Annotated in this window: 8 protein-coding genes and 1 tRNA gene; 8 read left to right on the top strand and 1 reads right to left on the bottom strand. The window is 43.0% G+C overall.

Annotation, left to right across the window (positions count from 1 at the left end; genetic code table 11):
• The first annotated feature begins 153 nt into the window (after nucleotides 1–153).
• From QUA88_RS12340 to cheB, 6 genes are all read left to right on the top strand, one after another.
• Entirely contained in the window at nucleotides 154–1,830 is a 1,677-nt protein-coding gene (locus tag QUA88_RS12340; protein ID WP_333271903.1) for a CheR family methyltransferase, read from the top strand.
• A gap of 3 nt (nucleotides 1,831–1,833) precedes the next feature.
• Nucleotides 1,834–2,961: a chemotaxis protein CheW gene (locus tag QUA88_RS12335; RefSeq protein ID WP_333207809.1), complete on the top strand. Its 1,128-nt coding sequence runs from the start codon at nucleotides 1,834–1,836 to the stop codon at nucleotides 2,959–2,961.
• Nucleotides 2,962–3,406: 445 nt separating this feature from the next.
• On the top strand, nucleotides 3,407–4,867 hold the full coding sequence (locus tag QUA88_RS12330) for a methyl-accepting chemotaxis protein (RefSeq protein ID WP_333207810.1): 1,461 nt from the start codon (nucleotides 3,407–3,409) through the stop codon (nucleotides 4,865–4,867).
• A 323-nt stretch (nucleotides 4,868–5,190) separates the two neighbouring features.
• Nucleotides 5,191–7,074, top strand: a complete 1,884-nt coding sequence (locus tag QUA88_RS12325; protein ID WP_333271900.1) for a methyl-accepting chemotaxis protein — start codon at nucleotides 5,191–5,193, stop codon at nucleotides 7,072–7,074.
• A gap of 133 nt (nucleotides 7,075–7,207) precedes the next feature.
• Nucleotides 7,208–9,703 carry a hybrid sensor histidine kinase/response regulator gene (locus QUA88_RS12320; RefSeq protein ID WP_333261448.1) on the top strand — a complete coding sequence of 832 codons (2,496 nt, stop codon included), beginning with the start codon at nucleotides 7,208–7,210 and terminating at the stop codon, nucleotides 9,701–9,703.
• 156 nt (nucleotides 9,704–9,859) lie between these two features.
• Nucleotides 9,860–10,945, top strand: a complete 1,086-nt coding sequence (gene cheB, locus QUA88_RS12315; RefSeq protein WP_333056423.1) for a chemotaxis-specific protein-glutamate methyltransferase CheB — start codon at nucleotides 9,860–9,862, stop codon at nucleotides 10,943–10,945.
• Nucleotides 10,946–11,073: 128 nt separating this feature from the next.
• Here the strand turns inward: cheB and QUA88_RS12310 are convergent, their stop codons facing one another.
• Complete coding sequence (locus tag QUA88_RS12310) at nucleotides 11,074–11,460, bottom strand: response regulator (protein ID WP_015175702.1); 387 nt, start codon at nucleotides 11,458–11,460, stop codon at nucleotides 11,074–11,076.
• A 741-nt stretch (nucleotides 11,461–12,201) separates the two neighbouring features.
• On the opposite strand from QUA88_RS12310, the gene QUA88_RS12305 reads away from it, so the two are divergent.
• Entirely contained in the window at nucleotides 12,202–15,012 is a 2,811-nt protein-coding gene (locus tag QUA88_RS12305) for a GAF domain-containing protein (protein ID WP_333233690.1), read from the top strand.
• 101 nt (nucleotides 15,013–15,113) lie between these two features.
• Nucleotides 15,114–15,185: transfer RNA gene (locus tag QUA88_RS12300), tRNA-Gln, on the top strand.
• Nucleotides 15,186–15,656: the final 471 nt, after the last annotated feature.

The following is a 15,656-nucleotide window of genomic DNA, read 5'->3' as shown; positions in this document are numbered from 1 at the left end:
TCCCAATAGTTCAGCTACGCACTTCCCTTCGGCTCCCTGCGGCTTTGCGAACCGACGAGCCGCAGGCTGGCAGCTATGCTCAGCCCAAACTCAGCAGCAGCTCAGTAAAAGTTGCCACTACCCAAATTATTAAATTAATCTACCTCAGTGGACATGAATGATTCCATAATTCAGCTATTTATCAACTTAATTACTACTGAGATGGGTGTGCGAATTAGGTCTCAAGATCGAGCTGGTTTGTCTCATAAAATCATGAGTAGGATGAGAGAAAAAAAAATTGCAGACCCAGAAAAGTATTATAAACTTTTAACCGCCAAAACTTTTGAAAGTAAAAATGAATGGGCGAAATTAGTATTGCTATTAACAACAACTGAAAGTTATTTTATGCGAGATAAAGGACAGTTCGCTCTGTTGAAAAGAGTAATTTTTCCTGAATTGATAGAGCAGAAAAGAAACTTGCACAAGACCTTGGGAATGCAGCCGACACTGCGAATATGGAGTGCGGGCTGCTCCACCGGTGAAGAACCTTATTCTTTAGCTATTGTTTTAAAAGAATTGATTCCCGATTGGGAGCAATGGAAAATATTAATTCTAGGTACAGATATCAATGAAAAAGTAATCAAAAAAGCGCCCCAGGGAGTTTACAGTCATTGGTCGTTTCGCTTGGTTGACCCGCAGATACAAAAGCAGTATTTTCATCAGAGGCAAAATGATTGGGAAATTAATCTAGAATTGCGCGAAAGTGTCAACTTTAGTTGTGTAAATTTAATCACAGATGACTTTCCTAATATTTACCAAAATCTTTATAACATAGACTTAATTTTATGTAGAAACGTTTTTGTGTATTTTGAACATAAGTATATTTCACTGGTACTGAAAAAATTTTCCAATACCCTGAGACCTGGAGGATATTTAATGACCGGTCACGCTGAAGTTTACGGTCAAATTATGAACGAGTTTGAAGCCAAGATTTTCCCGGAGTCGGTGGTGTATCAGCGTCGGAATGCAGTACCGGAGGAAGGCTGTCAAATAGAGTCTATGGTTGCGACTGTAGGAGAAGCCAACTCGGCATTTCGGGAATTCCCGAAAGCAGATATTATGGGCGATGATAGTGGTGAGTTGCTAACAGGGGAAACTATGCCACCTCGTTTTACTACTAACAGCAATTTTCCAGAGATAGAGATGCCTCCGGTATTAAAAATAAGTAATCCGCTGGGAAATATGCTGCCCTATCGCTATCTGGAGGACGGCTTGCCGAACAATGCCGTGTCAGTTACAGAAAAAATAATAGCAGAAAATACTCAAAATCAAACGCATCAAATGCTAATCTTAGAGGCTAAAAAGTTATTTAAAAATCAAGATTATGCTGAGGCAATCAACAAGGCACAAGAGGCAATAGAGTTGCAGGGCCCTAATTTTGATGCTTATTTTTTAATTGCTCAAGTTCAGGCAAATTCCGGCAATTATTCTCAGGCTATAGAATACTGTAATCGAGCTAGGAAAGTAGATCCTGGATCAGTATATACTGATTATTTACAAGCTCAAATTGCTGAAGAACAGGGGCAGTTGGAAACAGCAAAAAATTTATTAAAAAGGACTATTTATATGTGTCCATCTTTTGTTTCAGCTTATATAGAACTAGGGAATATATACCATAAAGAAGGTCAAATAAAAAGAGCTATTAAAATGTACAATTCCTCTTGTGAAATCCTGAAAGCACTACCGCCAAACACTCCCATAGATTCCCAGGGAAAAATGACAGCTAGTCAAGTGCTGATGAATGTTAAAAAAAAATTGTTAAAATTATACAGTAAAGAAACTGTACACTAAAATATGGAAACTAAACCGTATCTTATCTTTGAACAGAACGGTTTTCTCTGCGGTATAGAAGCCTGCTACGTTCGGGAAATTTTCTTTCTGCCGGAGTTGACAGCAATTGCAGAAGCACCTCAAGATATTGTTGGGGCGATCGACCTTCGGGGCGAAATTCTGCCCGTGATGGATCTGAATCTCCGTTTTGGATACGTTTGGCAAGGGTATGCTGTGACAGATAGTACGATCGTCATAGAGTGGCAAGAATCGAAAATCGGTATAATTGTCAATCAAGTTCGCGAAGTTAAGGAACTCTCAGAAGAGGCCATCACTCCGCAGCTATCTTATGGGCGAGAGAATTTAGAAGCCTCTCATTATTTTGTAGCTGGACTAGCCCGCAGCGAAGCCGATATTATCATGCTGCTCAATCTCGATCAATTAATTCGATATTCTCCCGAAAAGTCAGAGGAAAGCTGGCCTGTTTCTCCAAGCCATGCAGGTAGTGAAGCAGCAGGTGAGGCAGAGACGGAAAATTTACACGGGCTAATAAGTGCAAAATTGTTAGGAAAAAATCCTCAAATTTTGAGCAACCGTCACGTTTTTTGCCCGCAGGCTACCCCCGAAGAAAAAGCAATTTTTCAATCGCGCGCTAATCATTTGAGGCGGCGAAACGAGGGAGAAAATGATGCAGCCACTAATATGTACCTGGCGGTGTTTGTTTTGAATGGCGAATACTTTGGTATTCATTTAGATTTAGTTCGGGAATTTACTGATATCAACCAAGTAACTCCGGTTCCTTGCACTCCCGATCGCATAGTGGGCAATATAAATTTACGGGGAGAAATTGTGACTTTAATTGATATTCGCAGTGTTTTAAATATGTCTTTAAATATGTCGGAGACTGCAAATTATCTCTCTAAGGCGATCGTTGTTGAAGTGACAGATTTGGTCGCTGGTATAGTTGTTGACGAAATATTAGATATTATATACTTAAATGTGTCGGAAATTGCGGCTGTTCCGGCAGCCCTGCATTCTGCCAACCGCGAATATCTACGGGGGACAGCTATTTACGGGGAAAAAATGATGGCTATTCTGAACTTGCAAAAACTGCTGACAAAAGGAGGAGTAGTTGTTGATGAAGAGGTTTGAATCCAGAACAGGACTTACGCAAAGCATCTCTATCATGAGTTCAGTGAAGCACCTGGCTTGATACTTCATTTCCTTCGCAATCCCGATCCAACGCAGAGATCAGAACTGGTAACAAGCGGGACTTAGCATGAGAGAATTATCTTGAAATGCGTCCACCACTAAAGAAGTTAGTTATACCACAATACGGTTGAGTTAAGCTCGATCTCCCGGCGCCAAGGGCGGGCACGGGGAGTAGGGGTCGCACCGCCCCTACAAAGGGGGAGTAGGGGGTGGACAAGAACTTACTCAAAGTCCTCGCAACGATGCGGGGGATGCTGCAAGGAATCTCTGAGGAATAAATAGTTTTAACCAAAGCGTATTCAGTTATACCAAATCTGCTTTTCAAGCCAGATTTGACGAAGCAATCTAATTCGTATATTCACGTGCTTAAATTAAGGAGAAAAATATGTTTGCTAAGTTAATAAAATTAAATATTAGAAATAGAATGTTGCTGGCTTATGTAGCCCCTGCCACTATATACTTGGGTTTTCCCCTGCTAGTTTATACAACTACTAATCAGGTGTTGAATAATTTTGCAGAAGTAGAAAGGATCGAAAATGTGCTCAGACATACAAATGATATGTCCGCAGGTGCTGAACAAATGGTAAGGGGGATGCGCGGGTATTTAATTAATAAAAATCCGCAGTTTTTAAATGATTTTAAGACTGGTGGAGAATTAGCTCGTGAGTCGGGAAATAGTGCGGAGTTGAAGATGGAAAATCCTGAACAGAGGATGCGTTTAGAGAAGATGCTAGAACTCTGCAACGAATATTATGACGGTTCTAGCGAAATAGTTGCTTTATTACAAAAAAATAATAGAACTGCTGCCTTGGCTCTCTTTAATACCGGAAAACAGACACAATTTGTGGATGAATTTGTGGAAATAAATAAGCAATTTCGCGACATAGAAGTAAAAGCGATTAAGCAAGCTACTGAAAAAACGAAGCAATCTTTAGTTTTTTTAATCTCGGCCTTGGTATTTGGTTCCGTGTTTTTATTGGTGTTAGGTGCGGTTATAGCTTGGCTGATTTCGTCAGGAATTGCTCAAACTATCGATCGCGCAATTAGCTCGATCGCCGCTTCTTCCACTGAGATTGCAGCCACCGTAGAAGAACAGGAACGCATGGCAAGTCAGCAAGCAGCTTCCGTAAATCAAACTACTACTACAATGGACGAATTGGGAGCATCTTCCAGGGCGACATCACAGCAGATAGAAACAGCCGTGGTTCAAGCAATGCAAGCTTTGAATTTAGCTGGAGGTGGCACAAAAGCTGTAGAACAAACTTTAGAAGCAATGGCAACTCTGAAAACTAAAGTTCAGGATATTCAAGGACAAATTATAGAGTTGAGCGAACAAACAGATCACATTGGTAATATCTCAACTGTAGTTAGCGATTTGGCGAATCAAACTAATATGTTAGCACTCAACGCTGCTGTTGAAGCAGTGCGGGCGGGAGAGCACGGCAAGGGGTTTGGCGTGGTGGCGTCAGAAATTCGCAAACTTGCCGATCGCAGTAAAAAGTCAGGAGCACAAATTAATCTATTAGTTGCTGATATTCAAAAGGCAATTAACTCAACAGTAATGGTGACAGATGAAGGAACTAAAACAGTGGAATCGGGCGTGAATATTGCCTCAGAAACCGCGGCTGCATTTGCAGGAGTTGCCAATGCCATTAACAATGTGGTTTTGAGCTCTCAGCAAATCTCGCTGAATGCCAAACAGCAATCGATCGCGATCGAACAGGTAGTGCAAGCTATGAACTCTCTCAATCAAGCCGCAGCCCAAACCGCTTGCGGTATCAGTCAAACTAAAGTCGGTACTCAAAAATTGAATGAAGCAGCCTTAGATTTGAAAGCAGTTTTGTAGGAGAGCAATGAATTATGAGTAGTTCCCCAAAAATGCCAAATATATCCTTAAGAATGAAAGCAATTGCTTGGGCGATCGATTTCCCTACCATTCCAGCGATATTAACCGGAGTAATAACTTGTTTATGGGCAAATGCAAATAAAAACCTAATATCAAATCAGCAGTGTAGTGAGTTGTGAGTTATTATTAGGGGGTTGTTATTTTTTCTTTACTACCACTTCCCAATTCCCAATACTTCGGCTACCCGATCCTACAGTTTTCCAATTCCCTATACTTAGACTATGCGATCGTACAAGTTACCAGTAACCGATTCCCAGTAACCAATGATTAACAAATTTTTCCAAAAAATGCAGCACCGACTGTTGCTACTTCTAATTTTAAGTACCTTAATTCCCGTATCTATTGTTGGTTGGTATGGAATTTATTCTTCAACAGAAGCACTGCAAAAGTTAGCATTGATAACCCTTAGTGACAGTGTTAATTCTACCGCCAATCAAATGATTAACAAGTTTGAAAATCTGAGAGCAGATATTTTGTTTCTCCGCAAAACTCCCCCTGTTCAGGGAATGATTAGAGCCAGGGCAGGAAATGGAGTAGACAAACAAACTAATTCAACTTATAAAGATTGGGTTTATCGAATGCAGCTCACATTCTTATCCATGATGGAAGCTAAGCCATATTATGTGCAATTGCGTTACATAGATAACAGCGGTAAGGAGATAGTCCGCGTAGATTATGACGGCACAAATCTCCAAGTTATTCCAGATTCTCAACTACAAAATAAAGCAGACACAGATTACTTTTCGGCAACTATGAAGCTAAAACAAGGAGAAGTCTATGTGTCTTCCTTAAATCTGAATCAGGAAATGGGGAAAATAGAAATTCCTTACAAGCCAACAATTCGCTACGCAACTCCAATTTTTGATACTAAAGGAGAAAGACAAGGCTTTATCATTACTAATGCCCTGGGTAACACTCTGCTCGATATGGTTAAAAAGTTCAATCCTGAACTATCAGACAAATCTTTTATCTTAAACCAAGATGGGTATTATCTGGCTCATCCCAATCCTAAAAAAGCCTGGGGACTTGAACTCAAAACTAAGGAAAATGTCAAAAATGATTATTCAGGAGACCTTGTTGCTAAAATACTCTCAGGTGGTCAGGGAAATATTGAAAATCGGGAGCTAGTGATTAGCTATAATACAGTCTTCCCCAGCAAACAAAATACCAATAAGTTTTTAGTAATTGTGGATACTTCACCCAAAAAATTGTTATTTTATTCCATCGATTCTCTTCAAAAAATAGCAGCGACGATAGCTATTGTTTCCCTGGCTGTGGTGCTGGGATTTGGATGGTTTTTTCTGCAACAAATTGTTGCTCTCATTCGGGGGCTGATTTACCAAATTTCGTCATTTTCAATGCAAATAGAATCTAATATGAACAGGCAAGAACAAATAGCAGATAGGCAATTTGTTTCGGTTAACCAAACAACTATAACTCTCGAAAATTTAGGCCGCTCTTCTCAGCAAACAGCCGAGCAAGCTGAGTCTGTTGCCGTTGCTGCTCGCCAAGCTTTAAATCTAGCAGAAGAAGGTACTACAAAGGTAGATCAAACTCTCAATCAAATGCTGAATCTTAGAGAAGCTGTGGTGGCAATTTCTAAGCAAAATCATCGACTAGACGACAGCACGAGTCAGATTGGCAATATATCGACTCTCGCAAGTTTGGTTAGCGATTTAGCCAGCCAAACTAATATGCTGGCTCTCAACGCTGCTGTTGAAGCAGTCAGAGCCGGCGAGTACGGTAAAGGTTTTGCGGTGGTAGCAAGCGAAATTCGTAAGTTAGCAGATGAAAGCCAACAAGCAGCACAAAAAATTAATGGTATTATTCCAGAAATTAAGGGTGCGATCGACTCCACGGTGAAAGCAACTGAAGATAGTCGCAAAACGGTTGCAGAAGGGGTAAAAACAGCACAAGATACGGCAGAAGCTTTTATGGGTGTGAGGGAAGCTTGCAATCTGGTGTTTGCTAGCAATCAGCAAATTTCATTTAATGTGAAACAGCAGGCGATCGCAATTCAGCAAGTAGGTGATGCGATGAGTTCTATGAAGGAATCAGCGTCTCAAACAGTAAGCGGCATTACTCAAGTTAAAATCGGTACTCAACAACTGACAGAAGCTGCATTTAATCTTAAAGAAGTAGTGTAGTCATTAGTCATTAGTCATTAGTCATTAGTCATTAGTCATTAGTCATTAGCAATCGACTGAGTATTCAACATAATTATCATTACCCATTACCCATGAGCAATGCTCAATTACTTATTACTAAAAAACATATATGATGATTGAAGATCAAGAACTTCGAGATGTATTTAAAGTTGCTAGTCAAGAACACTTACAAAAACTAGACGACGGATTGCTGTACTTAGAACAACATCCAAGCGACTTAGCTAAGTTAGAACAATTGTTGCGCGAAACCCATTCTCTTAAAGGTGATGCTGGGATGCTAGGCGTAAAAAATGTAGCATCTTTAGCTCATCAAATGGAGCATATTTTGGGTTCTGTCAAGCGGGGAGAAACTCAACTCAATTCCGATATTAGCGATCGACTTTCGCAAGGTTTAGACGCCATCCGCCAACTCGTTAACGAAGCAGTTACCGGCGAAGATTCCGGCATTAATACTTTTTACATCCTCGCTAGCATGATGGGTGCTTCTAGTCAGTTACAGCCACAGGCGGCCGCCTCAATAGTAGATTCCTCATCTTCACAAGTACCAGAACAACCGTTGGTAGAACCGCAATTTACTGAGCCTCCTACCCAACAACCAGAAACCAACGTTGAAAATTCAGAAGTCGTTAACTTAGAGAAGAATTCCTCTTTTTTACCCCTACAATCCCAGCCAGAATTTCCACTGCAAGCTCAAAACTTGCCTGCACCTTCTGATTCCGCCCCTGCGTCGGCGTCGCAGTCGGCAGTTACTGCATCCTCTACCTCATCTTACCGCATTGAAACCATTCGCGTTGCGACTCAAAATTTAGACGATTTAATGACTCAAGCAGGGGAACTTACTGTCACAAAAACTCGACTAGGACACCGAGTTGCAGAGATCGAAAAAATTACAACTTTGTGGGAAGAGTGGAGCCGAGAATATTTTGTAACTAGCTTGACTGTCGATCGGATGCAAATAGATGAAAACGGTATTAAAATCAACGGCAAATTTAGCCAATTGCAGGATTACTATCAACGTACAGAAGAACGTTTAGAACGTCTTGGAACTTTAGTAAACTGCTTGAGAAATCGAGTTTATGAAGATACTGCCAGACTCGAATTAATCGCTGAGGCATTAGAATCAGGAATTCGCACTCTGAGACTGTTGCCTTTGTCTACTATTTTTAATTTATTTCCTCGAACTGTTCGAGATTTAGCAAAACGGGAAGGTAAAGAAGTTGCCTTAGTGATTGAAGGAGGGGAAACTACAGCCGATAAACGCATTTTAGAGGAAATGAAAGACCCTTTAATGCACATGATTAGAAATGCGATCGACCACGGCATTGAAACTGTTGAGGAGCGGAAAAAACTAGGTAAACCTCCCGTGGCTACTCTCCGAATTAAAGGCTATAATATGGCTAGCAATATTATTATTGAAGTTGCTGATGATGGTCGGGGACTAAATTTAGAGAGCATTAAACAAACGGCGCTAAAACGTAATATTTGTACGCTTGAACAACTGGCAGAAATGACCGAAAATCAAGTACAATCTTTAATTTTTACTCCGGGTTTTTCGACCAAAAAATTTGTTACCGAAGTATCGGGGCGCGGGGTCGGATTGGATGTAGTTCGCACTAATGTTGAAGCCCTAAAAGGTAGTATTCAAGTAGAGTCTTTACCAGGAAAAGGATGCACTTTGAGGCTGCAAATCAGCACGTCTTTAGCTACAGCAAATGTATTAATTGTCATAGTTGAAGACATTCCTTATGCTCTGCCAGTCGAGTTTGTAGACACGGCACAACAGGTGTCTCAGTCTGAGATATTTGCTATAGAAGGTAAGGAAACTATACTTTCAAAGGGTCAGCCTTTGTCAGTTGCTCATCTGACAGATTTACTAGAATTAAATAATAAAAAACTGTGGCAAAAAAATCGGTATTTGAGACAGGAAACCGGGAGAGAAAATCTGAAGGAGAATAAAAACTACTTCCGAAATTCAAGTTCTTCAAAAATGCCTTGTATTGTTTTAAAAGTTGGGGAGGAAAGATTGGGATTATTTGTAGATGCTTTGATAGACGAACAGGATGTGGTGATGAAACCTCAAAGTCAATTGCTCAAACGGGTGCGAAATGTTTCTGGTGCCACAATTCTCGGTACTGGGGAAGTTTGTATGGTACTCAATCCCCACGATTTGATAAAATCTGTACGCCAGCAAGTTTCGTCTCGTGGGGTTGGGAGTGCGCGATCGCAACTTGAGACTGCCAGCAGAAAACAAGTTATACTATTAGCAGAAGATTCGATCGCCACGCGCACTCAAGAAAAGCGCATACTGGAAGCTGCAGGTTACGAAGTTGTGACTGCGGTAGACGGATTGGATGCTTTCCATAAATTGAAAACTCGCGATTTTGATGCTGTGATTTCTGACATACAAATGCCAAATTTAGACGGTTTGGCCCTGACTATTAAGATTCGCGAGCAAAAAGAATACAGTGAGTTGCCGATAATTTTAGTGACATCTTTGGCATCGGATGAAGATAAAAAAAGAGGTGCTGATGCGGGGGCCAATGCTTATATTCCTAAAGGTACTTTCAATCAAGATGTGTTGGTAGAGACACTAAAAAGGTTAGTTTAGTCATTAGCTATTTGTTGTTAGCTATTTGTTATTAGCTATTTGTTATTTACTACCAATTAGCAAAGCCCAATGCCCTGTGTCTAGTGAAAAATTCCCCGTGCATGGATGCCGAATTTATCATTTCCCATTCCCCATTCCCCATTTCCGAGCAAACTGATGTTGTTGCCCATTAAACTATTGTTAGTTGAAGATTCTCCAGTAGTTACCATCGTTCTCAAACGAATTTTTGAGTCCTCGCCAGACATCCAAGTTGTAGGAACTGCTTGCAACGGATTAGAAGGACTAGAATTAATTCCCAAACTTCAGCCCCAAGTAATCTGTACGGATTTGAACATGGCACCAATGAACGGGTTAGAATTTACCGAAGAAGTAATGAAGAAATATCCGCTACCAATTTTAGTAATTAGTGCTTCAGTGCAAGCGAATGATACTCAGAATGTATTTCAAGTGTTAAAGGCTGGTGCATTGGATGTTTTTCCGAAACCGATGGGCGGGTTGGTATCTGATTACGATCGCCTAGCTAATCAATTAATAGCTAAGGTGAAAATTCTCTCAGGAGTTAAAGTATTTACACGGCATCCAAAAAAGATACCTACTGAAGATCAAAATCAAATTGTAAAACTCAACCAAGCACCAGTTCCTAATTACAAATTTTCTAACGAAAATGTTAAATCTCCAACTATTAAAATATTGGCGATAGGGGCTTCTACAGGCGGACCACAAGCACTGTACGCGATTATTTCTAAACTTCCAGCTAGTTTTCCCGTGCCTATAATTTGTGTCCAACACATCAGTGAAGGTTTTTTGCAAGGATTAGTTGATTGGCTGGGTTATGAATCGAAACTGCCTGTTAAGATAGCTGCTTTTGGGGAATTGCCACAAGCAGGGACTGTGTATTTTCCTCCAGAAAAACGTCATTTAGAATTGGATTCTCAAGGGCGATTTATTTATTCAGAAGCTGCTCATGCTGCGGGACACTGCCCTTCTGTAACGGTGACATTTAAGTCGGTAGCTAATTTTTATAGTCGGGCAGCAGCGGGGGTTTTGCTGACAGGAATGGGTAGAGATGGTGCTGACGGAATGTTGGAGATCGCTAGACAAGGGGGGTTGACAATCGCCCAAGACGAGGCTAGCTGCATTGTCTTCGGAATGCCCAAGGAGGCGATCGCCCTCGGTGCCGCCAAATATGTTCTACCTGTCAGTGCGATCGCTCCCTTACTCCTGGCAAAATTAAACATTTAGGACTTACCTCGCAAATAGTGCAGAATGCCCCGCCCCTCGACTTGTTAAAGAAGTCGAGGATCAGAGAGCGCGATCGCAACTTTTTACTTCATTAATTACTCAAAACTGATTTTTTGTCCTAAGTCCGATTATTTGATTTTGATAAACTTACCAATTACCTCGCGCAACTTATCAGCATCAAACGGCTTAGTTAAATACTCTGTTGCTCCCGCCAAACGCCCCTGTACCTTATCAAAGGCTCCATCTCGCGCTGTCAGCATTACGATCGGCAAATTCTGAAACTGAGGCAAGCTCCGCACCGTGCGGCAGAGTTCCAATCCGTCAATACCGGGCATCGAAACATCCAGCAACAAAACCGAAATTTGTTCGTGATAAATCGTTGACAAAGCATCCACTGCATTGTCGGTTACGAGAACTCGAAACTCTTTGCTTAAGGCCTGTTTAACAAGTCCTTGCATCACGACGCTATCATCAACTGCCAAAATAGTTGGTACTTGACTGCTACTTGCAGACATATTCTTCTCCCTGTTTATTTATAGTTCTTGAAAATACAAAACATACTTCGTTCAGTTATTTTTTGAGAGTTGCCTCTAGCCAATAATTGTCAACTCCGTTGGAGCGTTAGTTGAAACTTTACCCCTGTTTTTTTACCTCAAACTCGAAAAAAGGGATTGGGAGATTGGTCGATCGGCAATTACAACAGTTGCAAAATGTGCATCCGGGGTCAAAAACCCTAAAAGGTCGAGTTTGAACAACTATTGTTACAAAGTTTAACATCTTACCAATTTTTTGTAATTCATCTCCTAACTGTAGTTGAACACTCGGCTAAGGCACAGCTCGGTAAAGGACACTGGTATTGTGGCACAAACCCCTGATTTAAATCTACCAGCAAGCCAGCTACCCACGATTAGAGAAGTCTGTTAAAATACAATTAAACTGATAAAAAAATTCTAGGTAAGCAATAGTCATATATTTTGGAAAGCTGCTTCCTCCCAACAGAGGGTCTTAGATTGAGAGAGTCCGAGGTATTCAAAAGCATAGTCAACTGGAAGTATAATTTATATAGTCTTAGATATGGGGTGCTCTAACTCCGATAACTCAAAAGTTTTCAGATCAGTCAAGAGGTTAGTCTGAATTCGGCGCAAGCAACCTGCGCCGAACTTGCGCCCCGAGTCTCCCAGCACAGAATTCATAGCTTGTTTTTCAAGGGAAGTATTGAGAAGGGCGGTTGCCAGCAACTAGACGGGCAGTTACACATGATGAAAGCACCCTTGCCTCTTGGTAAAAAAAAAGTGTTCAAGCTCCATAACATTGATTTGTATCAGCTTCTGGGATCTGATCCAGAGGCTTGCTTGGACAGTTTGGTCGGTTTGGCAGCTCAGATGAGCCGAACTCCTATTGCTTTCTTGAGCTTGATTGACGGTAATCGCCACTGGTTGAAGTCGCAGTTAGGTATCGATCGAACTTTGACCCACCGTTACCTGAATTTTTGCGCTCGCGCCCTAGACCCAACTCCCGAAGATTTCGCCCAGAGTTCAAACTCAAAGTCGGAATTTGACCGGGCAATTTCCCTGCAACAACCGCCCGTTGCTTCCGAATTTGCGATCGAACTTCCTATAAATTCCTTTAAAGAACTGCCTGCCGCCATTGTTAGAGACGCTTCCACAGATGTGAGATTTGGCGATCATCCGCTGATCGTTTTCTACCCCTTCGTGAAATTTTACGCCGGAATCCCAGTTGTCAGCTCTGAGGGGCAGGTGCTGGGAGTGCTATCCGTCATGGACTCGGTGCCGCGAGACTTGACAAAAGAAACGATAGAAGCTATGCAAGCTTTAAGTCGGCAAGTTGCGAGTTTGGTGGAGCTGCGCTGGCAATTAGTCAAAGCCCAGAAACAGTTGCCAGAGGTAGAAGATATCACCTCGGACAGCCCGCAAATCTCGGAGTTAGTTTCTGGCTCGAACCGATCGAGCTTGTCTGCGGTACCTACGCCACAGAGTAGCAGGACAATATACGGCACAAAAAACCTCCCGACGCTGGGGGAAACAGGCACATCTCAATATGTGTGGGAAGCTTCAGCGGGCATCGGGCGCGCGGACGATACCCAACAAATCCGAGAAATCGTTGCCGGCCCGGGCGACACATCCGATCGCCAACTGACGGCAGCGTCCCTACAAGAGCGAGCTCGCTTGGGAACCCTGCAAGCTAAAGTCGGTGCAGCCCTCGGACAAGGCGGGAAAATATCGGTCATCCTCAATCGCTGCACCGAGGCAATGGTAGAGTACCTCGACGCCACAGGGGCGAGCATCTGGACTTTCAACCAGCAGACAGAGCGGTTAGAATTGCAGGCCAATTCAGGACTTAGGAGCCAAGATTGGGCAAAAGAAATAGAAGATTGGGTGCCAACAGAAGTGGGAAAACTCCAAACGGCTCCTGTGTGTCTAATGTCGAACCCGTCTCTGTGTACCATTACCTATCCGTTGATTGTCGAAGAGCGGCTGGTGGGAGTGATGGCTCTGTGCAGTAGCGCTTTGGCAAGCGAGGGAGCGCTAGAAGTTCTGGGTTGCATTGCTAACGCCATCGCCGTGGCGATCGATCGCCACGCAGCCCGAGAAGAATTGTTGAGCCGCCGGGAAGGCCTGCTCTTCGGCCTCGCCAGCCAGATGCGGAATTCCCTAGACCTCGACAAAATTTTAGATACGGCTGTGAACGAAATTCGCAGCTTGTTGCAGGTTGACCAGTGCTACTTTTTGTGGTACTCCATCTCGCGAGACGGTCAGCCCAGCTTTGCAATTACCCACGAGGCGGCAAATCCCGAACTCAAAGAGCGGCTCACAGAATACCCGATCGAACAAGTAACGCTGCTGGCCGAGAAAATTAGCCACCGCCAAACCCTCCGGATCGGCGACGCTGCCACAGCACTGTGCATCGAACCGGCCACGCGAGCTTTTTTGAGAAGTATCGGGATTGTTTCTAACCTGCTGCTGCCGCTCAAGACTCGCTCCGGTCAAATGGGTGCTGTAGTTTGCAACCATTACAGCAGCCACCGTTCCTGGGCGACGAGCGAAGTGGAATTGCTGCAAGCGGTGGTGGATCAACTGGCGATCGCGATCGACCAAGCCGAACTCTACGCCCAAACCCGCGCTGCCGCCTTAGCCGCCCAAACTCAAGCCCGCCAACTGACGGAAACATTGCAGCAGTTGCAGCAGAAAGAAGCTCAGCTCATCCAAAACGAAAAAATGTCCTCTCTCGGTCAAATGGTCGCCGGCGTCGCCCACGAAATTAACAATCCGGTTAATTTTATTTACGGAAACTTGACTTATTGCAAGCAGTACATGAAAAATCTGCTGGATTTGCTGCACTTGTATCAAAAGCATTACCCCGAGCCTTGCCCCGAAATTCTCGACAAAAACGAAGAAATCGATGTTGAGTTCATAGTGCCGGATTTGCTGAAAATTCTGTCTTCAATAGAGATGGGAACTGAACGCATCCGCCAAATTGTCCTGTCTCTGCGGAACTTCGCACGGCACGACGAAGCAGAGATGAAGCCGGTGGACATTCACCAAGGGATTGACAGCACGCTGCTGATTTTGCAGAGTCGCTTGAAGTCAAACGGGCTAGTGCCGGGAATTGAGGTAATTAAAGACTACGGCGACTTGCCGAAGGTAGAGTGCTATCCCGGACAACTCAACCAAGTATTTATGAATATTTTGGCGAATGCGATCGACTCTTTGGAAAATCAGCCTCCACCCAAGACGATCAAAATCTCGACGGCGGTGGTGAACCCAGACTCGGAGGCTGATGAGTCAGGAAAGTCGAGGGGTCAAGTTGTGGTGATTCGGATTCAAGACAGCGGGCCCGGATTGCCCGAAAAAGCTAAATGCCACTTGTTTGACCCTTTCTTTACCACTAAACCTGTAGGCAAGGGTACGGGGCTCGGCTTGTCTATCAGCTACCAGATAGTGGTGGAAAAACACGGAGGAAGTTTGAAGTGTATCTCCGAACCTGGACAGGGAGCGGATTTCAGGATTGAAATCCCGGTAGCTCGCCCCCCTGCGATCAAAGAATAAACCTGCGGGCGATCGGTCTCAAAAAGATTTTTAAAATTTTCTTGTCAAAATGCTTGACAGATTCCTGTGTTTGAATGTTAAGATAGTGAAGGTTAAGACGTTGGGGCGTCGCCAAGTGGTAAGGCAGCGGGTTTTGGTCCCGCCATTCAGAGGTTCGAATCCTTTCGCCCCAGTTAAATTGTGTCCGGTCAATCAATTGTTGAACTCATTGTTTCTATTCTGACCAAGGGCGACGAGCGATTAAAAGGGCGGGTTTTTGAGATTGTCAATTGTTGGCAGATATTTTTCGTGAACCCGCCCCTACCGTATTAGGGGTAATCGAGCGGAAATAATATCATAGGATATCAGAAACCGGGTTTATTCCTGCGGGTTTTACCTAAAATCCTAGATTGGTGGTCAAGAAATTGGTTTTTTTGGTCGCCAGTTTCCATTTTTCGCAGAAACCGTTGTTTGTGCGTAAGATCACTTCTGACTGCGCCGGAATTGTATAGCAGAAGGAAGAAGGAAGAAGGAATAAAATCAATCGTTTCACCCATTAACAACGTCCTAACCGTCTTGGCGGTTGCTATAAAATCGAGTTAACATTCAACACTCATATCAAATCCGGTTGCATTGCAATGATTAAACCGCTGTTGACGCCGAGA

Source organism: Microcoleus sp. D3_18_C2, from assembly GCF_036702395.1.
Classification (GTDB): domain Bacteria; phylum Cyanobacteriota; class Cyanobacteriia; order Cyanobacteriales; family Microcoleaceae; genus Microcoleus.
The sequence above is the reverse complement of the archived record's forward strand: the minus strand, read 5'-3'. Positions and strand labels throughout refer to the sequence as shown.